The sequence below is a fragment of the Pseudomonas sp. WS 5146 genome, from assembly GCF_012985495.1.
GTDB classification, from domain to species: domain Bacteria; phylum Pseudomonadota; class Gammaproteobacteria; order Pseudomonadales; family Pseudomonadaceae; genus Aquipseudomonas; species Aquipseudomonas edaphica.
Genome location: NZ_JAAQWL010000007.1, coordinates 75,270 through 88,696, shown reverse-complemented (window position 1 = coordinate 88,696; position 13,427 = coordinate 75,270). Strand labels below are relative to the sequence as shown.

Below are 13,427 nucleotides of genomic sequence, written 5' to 3'. Positions count from 1 at the left end.
CTGAACGAAGGTATGCCGAGGATTGAAGATTCTCAAGGCCGAGTTGCTGCATAGCGACTCGGCCTTTTGATTTTTGCTATTGCGGGGACGGTGACGTGCCGGTTGTGGGGTGAAGTACGGACAACACCCGCTCGATCAGTAATTCACCCAGCACGATTAATTGTTGACTACCCAAGAGCTTCTGACGGTTTTCGCCTTCGAGTTCGAATGCCAGGTCAGTGGTGATAGCGTTAAGCGAGGCAAGGGTTTCGCTGGCTTGAATCAGTAGGGTTTCGGTGTCGATGTCATGAGCGACCGTGAAAAGGCTCGCTGGGGGATTGGGGGTAATTTTTTTCATGGCGCAAACTCCTTGATTGGTGGAGTCGCCAGGCATCGCTGCTAAACGAAGAGGGTGGCGACTGTACGCGGGTTAGCAGACCAGGAATCAAGGAACCCAGCGCACCCGAAAGTGCCCCACGCACAGCCGCCATAACGTAGTCCAGTAGATGCTGAACGGATGGTGGCGTTGCAGGCCTTGATATTAACCGAGCTGCTAAACCCGGTCGCTGATTTTGCAGCGACAGGAGGAGGTTAGCCGTGTAGGTGGAGTGGGAACAGTTCACCAACGGCGCGATATCTTGAAGGAAAAATCCGAAGGCCCGCCGGCTGGGCTTTCCAGCCTCCAGAAACAACAAAACCCGCACTGGGCGGGTTTTGTCGATGCTTCGAATTGGTGGAGCCGGGGTATTCTGAATTCGTTCTGTAGGCTGTTGATTTTTTTACTGAGTGTCAGGTCGATTTTTTTGGTTGGAATACCGTTTGAATCGCCCGGGGTTCTCTAGACGCCTTGCAAGCTCGCTGGACTGACCCCGACTCGGTGTATTCCCTGCCTTGCGAGGTAGTGCGTGTTCTCTTGGTCGTTACAACTCAGACGAAACAGGTGGTGACCCGTTATCATGCGGGCAATCTTCGCCTGACCTCTGTGGTTGGGTTTTCAATTTTTACCGCGCAATTCATCTGCGTCGAATGTAGGAAGTAATCCATGACGGATCAAAAGGGTGCCGAACAGACTGCCAGCAGTCTTGCTGAAGAAGCGCTCAATCAGGCACGTGCTCGTTTTTCGTCGAGCGAAAGTCCAGCCACCCCAAAGCCTGACTCGGTAAAGAAGAAGCCTGGGCGCAAGGCTACAGCCCACCAAACCAGTAATACCCTGCAGGACCTGCAAAAGACTCTGTGGGCCACTGCGGATAAGATGCGCGCCAACATGGATGCTGCTGAGTACAAGCACATCGTACTCGGTCTGATCTTCCTCAAATACATCTCAGACAGTTTTGCTGGCCGCCGCGCAGAGTTGATGCGACGTTTTGCCGATTCTAGCGACGACTACTATCTGGACAGTGACGATGCTGAACTACTGGCTCAAGAGCTGGAGGAGCGCGACTACTACAAAGAAGTGAATGTGTTCTGGGTGCCGGAAGTATCGCGCTGGGAGTCAGTACGTGCTGCCGCGAAACAGATAGATATCGGCAAGCGCATTGATGAGGCTTTGTCTGCCATCGAGGTGGAAAACTCCAGCCTGAAAAACATCCTCGATAAGCGATACGCTCGTGCCCAGCTACCTGACGGTAAGCTCGGTGAGTTGGTCGATCTGATCTCTACGATTGGTTTCGGTGGTGATGCCAACCAGGCTCGCGATCTGCTTGGCCAGGTCTATGAATACTTCCTCGGCCAATTCGCCAGTGCCGAGGGCAAAAAGGGCGGGCAGTTCTACACCCCGGCCAGCATCGTCAAAACCTTGGTCGCGGTACTCAACCCACACCACGGCAAGGTCTACGATCCTTGCTGCGGTTCTGGCGGCATGTTTGTGCAGTCGGAAAAGTTTATCGAAGCCCACGGCGGCAAACTCGGCGACGTTTCCATTTATGGTCAGGAGTCCAACCCTACCACCTGGCGCCTGGCGGCGATGAACCTGGCCATCCGTGGCATCGACTTCAACCTCGGGCGTGAACCGGCCGACACCTTCATCCGTAACCAGCACTCAGATCTGCGCGCCGACTTCGTCCTGGCCAACCCTCCGTTCAATATTAGCGATTGGTGGCACAAGACCCTTGAAGATGATCCTCGGTGGGTATACGGCCTGCCACCGCAAGGTAATGCCAACTATGCTTGGTTGCAACACATGCTTTTTCACCTCAAGTCCGGCGGCCGTGCCGGCATCGTTCTGGCTAATGGCTCGATGAGCTCTAGCCAGAACAGCGAAGGCGAGATTCGCAAGGCGATGGTTGAGGCCGATGTGGTGGAAGTGATGGTCGCGCTGCCTGGTCAGTTGTTCTTCAACACTCAAATCCCAGCCTGCCTGTGGTTTTTGGCAAAACAAAAAGTCGCCCGCCCTGGCGAAGTACTATTTATTGATGCCCGCAATCTCGGTACCAATGTCAGTCGAGTGCAGATCGAACTGCTCGACAGCGACATCGAGCGTATTGCGCAAACCGTCGCCAACTGGCGCGGGGTGCCGCTGGACGTCGGCGGTGAGATCGCTGAATATACCGATGTCCCCGGCTTCTGCTGCAGCGTGACGCTCGCCGAAATCGCCGAGCACGGCCATGTACTGACGCCTGGCCGCTATGTCGGGGCCGAGGCGGTCGAGAACGACGACGAAGCTTTTGCCGATAAGATGCAGAACCTGACAGCGCAGTTGGGTGAGCAGTTGGCCAAGGGCACGGAGCTCGATCAGTTGATCCGGCAGAAGCTGGGAGGGCTGGGGTATGAATTCTGAGTGGAGCAGCCTTACGCTTAAAGAAGCAGGTGTTGTTTTAATCGACTGCGACCATCGGACACCACCAGCAGCCAACGAGGGTTACCCGTATATCGCAATACCGCAACTTAAGAATGGTCATATTGCGCTTGATGGCGCTCGCCTGATCTCCCAAGCGGATTACATTGACTGGACAAAAAAGCTCAAACCCCAAGCTAATGATGTCATTGTCGTACGTCGATGCAGTTCCGGTGATAGCGCTCATGTTCCTGCTGGGCTGGACTGTGCGATAGGACAAAACCTTGTGATACTTCGAGCAAGTGGCGATAGAGTTCTTCCCAGCTTCCTACGCTGGTTACTCAAAGGTCCGCAATGGTGGTATCAGGTATCCAAGTTCATCAATGTGGGCGCTGTATTCGACAGCCTGCGCTGTCGAGATATTCCCAACTTTGAGCTAACCATTCCACCACTAGACCAACAGGCTAAGATTGCCAGCATCTTGGGTGCACTAGACGACCGTATAATCCTGCTGCGCGAAACCAACGCGACCTTGGAAGCTATTGCCCAAGCGCTGTTCAAATCCTGGTTTGTCGATTTTGACCCGGTGTACGCCAAGGCTGAAGGGCTTGAGCCAGAAGGTTTGGACCCGGCGACGGCGGCGCTGTTTCCCGACAGTTTCGAAGAGACCGAGCTGGGCTACGTGCCGAGAGGGTGGTTTGTTAAGCCGATTGGTGATGCTGTCGAGTGCATCGGAGGCGGTACCCCTAATACAAAAGACCCAAGTTATTGGGAGCCAGCTGAACATGCTTGGACTACACCGAAAGATCTGTCAGGGTTGCAATCGCCAGTATTGCTTGGTACTGAACGCAAACTCTCGACATTAGGGCTGGCAAAAGTGAGTTCCGGATTATTGCCTGCGGGAACTTTGTTGCTGTCTTCTCGTGCACCGATTGGCTATTTAGCTATAGCCCAAATTCCTATTGCGGTGAACCAGGGATATATTGCCATTCCATCCGGCGGCGATTTGTCTCCGTTGTATCTGTTGTTCTGGTGCCGACTGAACATGGACGGGATCAAAGCACGCGCCAATGGCTCGACTTTTATGGAAATCAGCAAAAAGGCGTTCCGGCCAATTCCGGCATTAGTGCCGTCAGCTGATGTATTGGCCGCTTTCGCGAACGTAGCAGAGCCACTTTTCGAGCGCCTGATTAAAAACGAACGCCAAGCCCAAATCCTCACCCAACTCCGCGATATCTTGCTGCCGCGCCTGATTTCCGGCCAACTGCGCCCTCCGGAAACGCAAGCCTCCCTCGAAAATATGTTGTCGGAGGCTATCTGATATGGCTCTAAACCTCCGCCAACGCGTCATTGATCGCCTGCAATGCCTACCCGAAACCCAGCAAACCGCCCGCGAACTTGCTCAATGGATCTTCGAGCAGTTTCCCGCTGAATGCGCGGTCAAAAAAGCTGGCAGTGCCAGCTACATACAGACCGACAGTGACTTGGTACAGCAACTGGTAGCGGAGATTTCGGGTTCACGCCCACGCTGGCAACAGATGCATCCTCAATTGAAAACAACCGAAGGCCGACCTCGTCATTATTACTGGTCGGATATGGACGCCAACGCTGAAGTGGCGGCGGCTGAAGGGGTAGCCCTCGCGACGTCAGACGTACCCGAGCCCTCGCCGTTGCGTGAGCACGCACTTTACCCATTACTGGCCGAATACCTGCTGACGGACGAGCAGCGGGTGTTCGCCATGCGGATTAACGAAAAACGTTCCTCCAATCGTGTTGGCAGCGGGGGTAATGAATGGTTGCATCCCGATTTGGTGGGGCTGGAAGATCTGACCGCTGGTTGGACTCGCGAGTTACGCGAATGTGTCGGTGTACAGGGCGAGCGCCGTGCCCGCATGTGGTCCTTTGAGGTCAAGTTGCTGCTCAATCGCTCCAACGCCCGCAAAAGCTTTTTTCAGGCTGTATCCAATTCGTCATGGGCAAATTTTGGCTACTTGGTGGCGGCGACGGTAGAGGGCGACGGCACGCTCAAAGAGTTACGTATGCTCGCTTCAGCCCATGGCATTGGTGTGATACAGCTCGACGTACAGAATCCCGTGGAAAGCCAAATTTTGATCCCTGCTCGCGAACGCAGCGAAATCGACTGGGATATGTGCAACCGACTGACTGAAGAGAATAGCGACTTCGCCGAGTTCATCGGCCGTATACGTCGTTTTCACCAGACCGGTGAAGTGTCGACCAAGGAGTGGGAGGCTAGTGAGTGACTAAAGAAACGATTTCCGCACTGCCCGAAGGCTACGCCGACTGGCTGACTCAACTTAAAGTCGATATTGCTCAATCTCGGCAACGTGCTGCACTGGCTGTCAACGCAGAGTTGGTGCAGCGGTATCATCGAATCGGAGCGGAAATCAGGCAACGTCAGCAGGTTAACGCTTGGGGCGCGAAAGTCATTGAGCGATTGGCGCGCGACCTTTCCGATGCCTTTCCCGATATCCGTGGTTTTTCCAGCCGTAACCTCAAGTACATGGCGTTTTTTGCTCAGCATTGCCCCAATGGTCTATTTGGGCAGCAGCCTGCTGCCCAATTGCCCTGGTTCCATGTGGTGACCCTGCTGACCAAGCTGGCCAGCCCTGTCGAGCGTGAGTGGTACGCGCAGCAAACTGTCTTGCTCGGCTGGTCACGCAGCACGCTGGAGCAGAATATCAAGAACTGCTTGCAGCAACGCCAAGGCGCGGCAGTCACTAACTTTGCTGCACGTTTACCGGCTGCTGAGTCGGCGTTGGCTCACGAAACCCTGAAAGATCCCTACCTGTTCGACTTTCTCGGCCTGGGCGAGGATGCTCACGAGCGTGATATTGAAGATGGACTGATCCGTCATATCACTCGTTTCTTGCTGGAGCTAGGCGCAGGCTTTGCTTTCGTCGGCCGCCAGTTTCGCCTGGATGTGGGCGGTGATGAGTTCTTCATTGATTTGCTGTTCTACCACACCCGCCTCAAGTGTTATGTGGTGGTAGAGCTCAAAGCAACGGCTTTCAAACCCGAGCACGCCGGCCAGTTGAATTTCTATCTCGCGGCCGTGGATGCTCAGATTAAAGCCGAGGATGACAAACCCACCATCGGCCTGCTGCTGTGCAAACAGCAAAACCGCCTGGTGGCCGAGTACGCTTTGTCGGGCATCGAAAAACCCATCGGCGTTGCCGAATACCAATTGCTGCGCGACTTGCCCGAAACCCTGGGTCGAAATCTGCCGAGCATTGCCGAGATTGAGGCCGAATTGGCCGGTGATCTGAACACAGGAAGTGAGTTGGAATGACCGAAGACCAATTGGAGCAGGAAACCCTCGGCTGGCTGGCAGAGGTGGGTTATACGCATTTGTACGGGCCGAATATCGCTCATGATGGTGAGCAACCTGAACGTGAAAACTATCGCCAGGTGGTGCTTGCCGAGCGCTTGCGCAATGTCATGGCGAGGCTCAATCCAAAGGTCCCAGTAGCTGCGCGTGAGGATGCATTGAAGCAGGTACTTGAGTTGGGGCTGCCGGTGCAGTTGTCGGCTAACCGCTTGTTCCATCGCCTGCTGGTCGGCGGTGTACCCGTGCAGTATCAGAAAGACGGTGAAACAAGAGGCGACTTCGTTCGCCTGATCGATTGGGCGGATGTGAAGGCCAATGACTGGGTGGCGGTCAATCAGTTCAGTATCCAGGGGCCGAAACACACTCGGCGTCCGGACATCATCTTGTTCGTTAACGGGCTGCCGTTGGTATTGCTCGAACTGAAAAATCCTGCAGATGTGAAGGCTGATCTGGGTAAAGCCTTTGATCAAATCCAGACCTATAAAGAGCAGATTCCGGACCTGTTCCAATACAACGAAATCCTGGTGATTTCCGACGGTAGTGAAGCCCGCATGGGTTCATTATCGGCGGATCTCGAGCGCTTCATGAACTGGCGGACCATCGACGGCCAGGACCTCGACCCATTGGGGCAATTCAATGAGCTGGAGACATTGGTACGCGGTGCTCTGGTGCCAGAGATGTTGCTCGACTACCTGCGTTACTTCGTGTTGTTCGAAGACGACGGCCGCCTGGTAAAGAAAATTGCTGGTTATCACCAGTTCCACGCCGTTCGCGCTGCCATTCAGCAGGTAGTGACGGCATCGCGTCCCGGCGGTAGTCATAAGGGCGGGGTTGTCTGGCATACGCAAGGTTCGGGTAAAAGCATCACCATGACGTGTTTTGCGGCTCGGGTGATGCAGGAAGCTGCGATGGAAAACCCAACCATTGTGGTGATCACTGACCGCAACGATTTGGATGGTCAGTTATTCGGGGTGTTCTCGTTGTCCCAGGATTTGCTGCGTGAGCAACCCGTTCAGGTGGAATCGCGTGGGGACTTGCGTGCCAAACTGGCCAACCGTCCTAGTGGCGGTATCGTGTTCGCGACCATCCAGAAGTTTATGCCTGGAGTCGATGAAGACAGCTTCCCGGTATTGTCCTTGCGGCCAAACATTGTTGTTATCGCCGATGAGGCTCATCGCACTCAATATGGTTTTAACGCTGAGCTGAAAGTACCCACGGGGCTTCAGGTTGCTGAGAGCAAAGCGCGTTATCAGGTTGGTTTTGCTCATCACCTGCGCAATGCGCTGCCGAACGCCACTTTTGTCGCTTTCACTGGTACTCCAGTATCCGGTGAGGACCGCGACACGCGCTCGGTTTTTGGTGAGTACATTCACGTCTATGACATGCAGCAGGCGACTGAAGATGGGGCGACCGTCGCCATCTACTATGAATCGCGCTTGGCCAAACTTTCGCTGAAAGAGAGTGAGCTACCTACGATCGACGATCAGGTCGATGAGCTGGCAGAAGATGAAGAAGACGACCAGCAGTCGCGACTGAAAAGCCGTTGGGCCGCGTTGGAAAAAGTCGTAGGGGCAGAACCACGGATTCAGAGCATTGCGTCGGATCTGATCACGCACTTTGAGGCGCGTAATCTGGGTTTGGTCAGTATGGAACAGATGCCCGGCAAAGCCATGGTGGTAGCCATGAGTCGCGAGATTTGCGTGCACCTATACAACGAGATCGTCGCTCGGCGTCCTGAGTGGCACGACGAGGATCCGGAGAAAGGTGCGATCAAGATCGTGATGACTGGCAGCGCGTCTGATAAGGCTTTGCTGCGACCGCATATCTATTCTGGGCAGGTCAAAAAGCGCTTGGAGAAGCGTTTCAAAGATCCACTGGATCCCCTCAAGCTTGTGATTGTCCGCGACATGTGGCTGACCGGGTTTGATGCACCTTGCGTTCATACCTTGTACGTGGACAAACCCATGAAGGGCCACAACCTGATGCAGGCCATTGCCCGGGTTAACCGTGTCTTCAAGGACAAGCAGGGTGGTCTGGTGGTGGACTACATCGGCATTGCCAACGAGCTGAAGGCAGCGCTGAAGGAGTACACCGGCAGCAAAGGTAAAGGTCGGCCGACGGTGGATGCCTACGAGGCTTATTCGGTATTAGAGGAGAAACTCGACGTTCTACGCAGTCTGCTACATGGCTTCGATTACGGTGACTTCCTCACGGGCGGACACAAACTACTGGCCGGCGCAGCTAACCATATCCTGGGAATGGAAGATGGCAAAAAGCGGTTTGCTGATAACGCGCTGGCCATGGGTAAGGCATTTACTTTGTGCTGCACGCTGGATGAGGCCAAAGCCGTTCGCGAAGAGGTGGCATTCTTTCAGGCTATTAAAGTCATTCTGATCAAGCGCGAAGTCAGTCAGCAGAAAAAAACCGACGAAGAGCGTGAGTTAGCCATTCGGCAGATCATCGGCAATGCCGTGGTCTCTGGTGATGTTGTGGATATTTTCGAGGCCGTGGGCCTGGAGAAACCCAACATCGGCTTGCTCGATGACGCGTTTCTCGCAGAGGTGCGCAACCTTCCAGAAAGAAATCTGGCAGTGGAGCTTCTGGAGCGATTGCTCGAAGGCGAAATCAAAAGCCGTTACAGTTCTAATCTGACCCAAGAGAAGAAGTTTTCTGAGTTGCTGGGCAACGTCATCAAGCGCTACCAGAACCGCTCCATCGAAACGGCGCAGGTCATTGAAGAGCTGATTGAAATGGCCAAAAAGTTCGCCCAGGCCAGCAAACGTGGTGACGTGCTTGGGCTGAACGATGATGAGTTAGCGTTTTACGATGCTTTGGCGACTAACGAGGCTTCTGTACGGGAGTTGGGCGATGAAATTTTGGCGAAAATCGCCCATGAGCTGACCGCCAGTCTGCGGGCCAATGTGAGTGTCGATTGGAGTAGTCGTGAAAGCGTTAGGGCTAAGCTACGGATCCTGGTGCGGAGGATTTTGCGTAAGTACAAGTATCCACCGGATAAGGCTGAGGATGCGGCGCAGATGATACTCGACCAGGCAGCAATGCTATGTGAAGGTTGGTTGTAGAAACAGTCCTTTCCTTATCACTGATCAAAGGGTGATAAGGAGAGGGCCGCAGATTGTCAATCTATCCAATGAATACGCTGTATTTTTGCTCAGGATACGTTAAGACCCCGTCCTCAAGTACGGATACAAACATATGATGTAGCCCTAGATAGGAGGCTCCTTCCCAGCGTTTAGCAAAATAGAGGCCGTTATCGCGCTGTATTGCTTTGACGAGCGTTGCATGATTCCCTTTGTCGTTAGCAATCCCGGCCTGTTTTCCATTGTTTTCGACACGAAAATTTACTTCTATTTTGTTAGATGAAGTAATTGGCCTGAAGAGCGCTTTGAATTCTATGCCTTGATGCAACGGCACTGATCGCGAGCATTTGTAGTAGTGTTCATCTGATTGTATACCTTTCTCTCGCTTTATTGTGCTAGTTATTTTTATCGGGTAATTGTCATCCTCGGGATACGGAAGTAAAGCGCTGTATTTGTCCTGAGAAAGAACATACTGGCGGTAGTTCATCGGCCGACCGTCAGCGTCTCTGTAATTCGGGGAGACATAAGGTAATGTTATTTTCTCACCTGCACTTGTGGCGCGTCTCACTTCCACGACTTCATCGTGTAGATCTAGAAGATCAACAACTGACTGTCCAAGCATGACTCGATTTCGTGGAGCACTCTGCTGCAGTTTTGCTGCAACGTCGACATGGAAGGAGGTTGCTGTTACCTCCGATACACCAGCGTAACCATACATTCCCCATAAAACTTGTTCGTGAGTTCCGTAGTCTATGCCAACTCGAATCCCGACATCCTCGGCTAAGCCGCGTTCGCGTAGCTTCGGAACTACTTCCTCGCGGATATATTGAACAAGGACGGCGCCACAGTTGATAGCATCAATTGCGCTGTTATTCGTATTTCCTTCACCTCTAAAAAATGCGAGGACGGCATCTCCCATTATGCGATGGACGTGGCCGTCGAATGCAAGTACGCATTCAATAGCACATTTTATAATTTGATTTTTGAAGTAAAAAACCATTTCCGGTGAATAGTATACCCCTAGTCGGGTTGAACCTTGTATGTCAACGAATAGTGATGTTACAAAGCCCTTCTGCCATTCGCCTGATTCGACTAAATGGTCGAAGTCTGGATGTCCGCCAATTACAGCGTTTTTTATACCAGGTTTGCCATAAAGTTTGCGTATATTGTTTTGAATGCCGTAATCATGTATTTGCTCTACTGACTCAAGTGATACTGATTCTGTCACCATTTTCGGTGATTGTGTAGAGTCGAAAGTGCGAGCTGATTTTGTGAGTGTGGGATCCATTTCAAAGGAGCCAAATATTTTATTCATCCGTGACATATATAATATCCTGCGACTTCAAGTGTTTGAATTAAACCAAAGGTAAGCAGAGCCACAAGGTTCCATTTGGTTAGGTTTGCTGCCTTGGAAATTATTTTGAATTTTAAATTTGTTATAATGGCAACTTCATGGACCTGAATTGACAAGTCACGTTCAAGCTCGTCGGCGTTTTTTATCTTGACGGAGTTCGCAAATTCAGAAGCGGTGAAGTTTTTGGCAATAGAGCCAAAGAAAAATATTGAATGAGGCTCAGTCCCCCTGGGGCCAGTGCTGGCACTTGTTAAATTGGGCCAGATGCTTTTGATTACGTAGTAAATACTTAATAGCGAAAGAAGCGTTATTATTGTTAGGATGAAAATTAATAAGTATAGATAATGGCTTTCCTTCTGAATGAAGCTGTCTGCCTTGAGAACAACGCCGCCGAATATTGCTGCGTTTAGAGTCGTTAATAACCCACTTTTGAAATTCACTGTCCCAATGTATGCGTCAAATCTTTTTAGGCTGTCCCAAAGGCTAGACATCCGAAGCTTTTGCTCATCGCTGACCTTTCCTCGCTCCTCGGAGGCCTTCAACTCAGGGGTATCCATTTTAGAGCATCTCCAATAATGATAGGTGACATCATCCTAGCATCACATCGTGCAAACGATCGCTTCCTAACCGTGTTGCGCGTTAATAACATCCCGCTCAGCACCTACTCGTTTCTCGATTAACAGAGCGGTGAGTCGATAGTGATATCGAGTGGCGTCCGAGCGGTTCTTCAGATGCTGAGTGAAAAACCATCGCATGTGCTTGAGTTGCCAGCGCCAAGGATTGTCTCGCTGCCATCGTTGTTGAATGGCGGCTTGCATGATTCAGGCTTGCCGTAGATGTCGTTGTTGCGTGGCTGTCGAGCCGGTCAATGCGCCGCTCAGGAACAGCGCCATATCGAAGGGCTTGGTCATGTCCGACCGAAACCACATCGACCCGATTATGCCCGAGCTCAGTGCTGATCCGTTGTCGTGCCCATCGAAAAAGGACGCGATCCATGCGATAACAGGGACCACCATTGACCGGAGCGGCGTGGCCGGTGAGTTGCTCGTAACGTTTGCAGGCATATGCCGCTCGCAACTCATGAAACCCCTTTACTCCCTGCCTCTGTAGTAATTTGCGAGCGGGCCGCACCGTCTGCCGCAGGAAAGTCGCATAGCTTTCACCTTCGGCCAGCAAATTGCGGCTGGCGGCCGGTGAGGCGTGAAAGGCCATTTGCAATGGGGGAATTGGGGGGGGGGGGGGGGGCACCAGGTTTATTTCGAGTGAACGAAGGTACGCTGAGGATTGAAGATTCTTAAAGCCGAGTTGCTGCATAGCGACTCGGCCCTTGTATTTTTGCTACTGCGGGGACGGTGACGTGCCGGTTGTGGGGTGAAGTACGGACAACACCCGCTCGATCAATAACTCACCCAGCACGATTAATTGTTGGCTACCCAAGAGCTTCTGACGGTTTTCGCCTTCCAGTTCGAAAGCCAGGTCAGTGGTGATAGCGTTCAGCGAAGCCAGAGTTTCGCTGGCTTGAATCAGGAGGGTTTCGGTGTCGATATCTTGAGCGACCGTGAAAAGGTTCGCTGGGGGATTCGGGGTGATTTTTTTCATGATGAAGCTCCCACACTGTTTAAGGAGCTGCCGCCCCCTGCTGTCAAACAGGATTGGGTGGCAGCTGTACGCGGGTTGACAGACCGGAAGTGTAGGAACCCGGCGCACCCGAAGATGCCCCACGCACAGCCGCCATGAACGAGACGGGATGCGTGAAGCATGCCGTTAAATCATGGGGTGTGAAAGGTTACACTTTTCGGCCTGTCAAAGCCGGTCGCTGATGAGCAGCGACGGGGGAACGTTAGCGTTGTGGTGGGGGCTGCGCCAGTTCATCAACAGCGCGACATCTTGAAGGAAAAGTCCGAAGGCCCGCCGGCTGGGCTTTCCAGCCTTCAGAAACAACAAAACCCGCACTAGTCGGGTTTTGTCGATGCTTCGAATTGGTGGAGCCGGGGGGATTTGAACCCCCGTCCGCCAGTACTCCGCTGTCGGTACTACATGCGTAGCCGTTTCTATTAAGTTAACCCTCAGCGACCCGAAGGGCAGGGTGCTTTGGGCGAGTTGTGTAAGTTTTAGCCGCTTCGTCCACAACGTACTGCACGGCGATTCTGTTCTATATGACAATCACTTTGGGTTTACAGACATCCCCTGGTGATTGCTGGACCCGAAGGTACCAGAAGCTCAGGGCTAAGGCTGCTTACGCAGCGAGAGCGAATTCCTGGCCGTAGTTTTCGTCATTGGCAACTATAAGAAGTTGCAACAGTGGATTTACGAGTTCTGTTACCAACTCGGCATGCACCTAAAGTTTCGCGACCGGCGTCGAATCCTAAACGGCCCCGTGCTTGTAACTCGTTGTTTCTTAGTGAGTGACAAGCCTGTGCAGTGTACGCCAAACCGTCACGGAAGGCCAACCCGAAGGTTGGCCCTCAGCGAGTGAACCGCTTATTGGCCGCCTTTGTCGCCGTTCTGCAGATCTTGCAGGGCCTTGGAGGTGATCTCGATGCATTTTTTGTCATCGCCAGCGGCGTGCGCGGCTTTGGCCTGGGACACGGCGGTGTCGATTTCGCCCTTTTTGCCACTGGTGTCGGTGGCGAGCAGGGCTTGGCCGTTGTTGATTTTATCCAGGTTGATTTTGCACAGGTCCGGCTCGCCGGCAGCAAAAACAGGCGAGGCCAACATCGCGGCGGTGATGAACACGCCAGCAAGAGCAGTACGCTTCATGGGGTATCTCCTTGAGCAAATAAGGCTCGATGCTGCGCCGAGGCGGGGCAGCCAGCGAGGTCACGGATGAGCCTCGTTCGCCGAGGCCTATTCAAGTGACTGCGCCGGCACGCA

At 53.0% G+C, this 13,427-nt stretch carries 10 protein-coding genes, 1 other RNA gene and 2 pseudogenes; 5 read left to right on the top strand and 8 right to left on the bottom strand.

Annotated elements, in window-relative coordinates; all coding sequences use genetic code 11:
• Positions 1 to 76: 76 nt before the first annotated feature.
• Positions 77 to 337, bottom strand: coding sequence for a DUF6124 family protein (locus HBO41_RS18660; protein ID WP_169987323.1), 261 nt, complete (start codon positions 335 to 337; stop codon positions 77 to 79).
• A 684-nt stretch (positions 338 to 1,021) separates the two neighbouring features.
• Here HBO41_RS18660 and HBO41_RS18655 point away from each other — a divergent pair.
• From HBO41_RS18655 to HBO41_RS18635, 5 genes are read left to right on the top strand one after another with little or no spacing between them, the layout of a single operon-like run.
• The gene (locus HBO41_RS18655) at positions 1,022 to 2,755 is read left to right on the top strand and encodes a class I SAM-dependent DNA methyltransferase (protein ID WP_169987321.1); all 1,734 of its coding nucleotides are present in this window, start codon (positions 1,022 to 1,024) and stop codon (positions 2,753 to 2,755) included.
• On the top strand, positions 2,745 to 4,073 hold the full coding sequence (locus tag HBO41_RS18650) for a restriction endonuclease subunit S (protein ID WP_169987319.1): 1,329 nt from the start codon (positions 2,745 to 2,747) through the stop codon (positions 4,071 to 4,073). Before HBO41_RS18655 ends, HBO41_RS18650 begins: the two co-directional genes overlap by 11 nt.
• A 1-nt stretch (position 4,074) precedes the next feature.
• Positions 4,075 to 5,013, top strand: coding sequence for a COG2958 family protein (locus HBO41_RS18645; RefSeq protein ID WP_169987317.1), 939 nt, complete (start codon positions 4,075 to 4,077; stop codon positions 5,011 to 5,013).
• The gene (locus HBO41_RS18640) at positions 5,010 to 6,062 is read left to right on the top strand and encodes a PDDEXK nuclease domain-containing protein (RefSeq protein ID WP_169987315.1); all 1,053 of its coding nucleotides are present in this window, start codon (positions 5,010 to 5,012) and stop codon (positions 6,060 to 6,062) included. The genes HBO41_RS18645 and HBO41_RS18640 overlap by 4 nt, the downstream gene beginning before the upstream one ends.
• The gene (locus tag HBO41_RS18635; protein ID WP_169987313.1) at positions 6,059 to 9,181 is read left to right on the top strand and encodes a type I restriction endonuclease subunit R; all 3,123 of its coding nucleotides are present in this window, start codon (positions 6,059 to 6,061) and stop codon (positions 9,179 to 9,181) included. Before HBO41_RS18640 ends, HBO41_RS18635 begins: the two co-directional genes overlap by 4 nt.
• 61 nt (positions 9,182 to 9,242) lie before the next feature.
• Here HBO41_RS18635 and HBO41_RS18630 read toward each other — a convergent pair whose 3' ends face one another.
• From HBO41_RS18630 to HBO41_RS18610, 7 genes and pseudogenes are all read right to left on the bottom strand, one after another.
• The gene (locus HBO41_RS18630) at positions 9,243 to 10,523 is read right to left on the bottom strand and encodes an adenylate/guanylate cyclase domain-containing protein (RefSeq protein ID WP_262380426.1); all 1,281 of its coding nucleotides are present in this window, start codon (positions 10,521 to 10,523) and stop codon (positions 9,243 to 9,245) included.
• Positions 10,511 to 11,110: a Pycsar system effector family protein gene (locus tag HBO41_RS18625; RefSeq protein WP_169987311.1), complete on the bottom strand. Its 600-nt coding sequence runs from the start codon at positions 11,108 to 11,110 to the stop codon at positions 10,511 to 10,513. Before HBO41_RS18625 ends, HBO41_RS18630 begins: the two co-directional genes overlap by 13 nt.
• 66 nt (positions 11,111 to 11,176) lie before the next feature.
• Positions 11,177 to 11,464, bottom strand: a pseudogene (locus tag HBO41_RS29540) (hypothetical protein).
• A gap of 7 nt (positions 11,465 to 11,471) precedes the next feature.
• Positions 11,472 to 11,771: pseudogene (locus tag HBO41_RS29535) on the bottom strand (integrase); the annotation flags it as partial.
• Positions 11,772 to 11,891: 120 nt separating this feature from the next.
• Positions 11,892 to 12,152: a DUF6124 family protein gene (locus tag HBO41_RS18620; protein WP_099547631.1), complete on the bottom strand. Its 261-nt coding sequence runs from the start codon at positions 12,150 to 12,152 to the stop codon at positions 11,892 to 11,894.
• Positions 12,153 to 12,533: 381 nt separating this feature from the next.
• Positions 12,534 to 12,930, bottom strand: a transfer-messenger RNA (tmRNA) gene (gene ssrA, locus HBO41_RS18615).
• 104 nt (positions 12,931 to 13,034) lie between these two features.
• Complete coding sequence (locus tag HBO41_RS18610; RefSeq protein ID WP_017139272.1) at positions 13,035 to 13,313, bottom strand: hypothetical protein; 279 nt, start codon at positions 13,311 to 13,313, stop codon at positions 13,035 to 13,037.
• Positions 13,314 to 13,427: the final 114 nt, after the last annotated feature.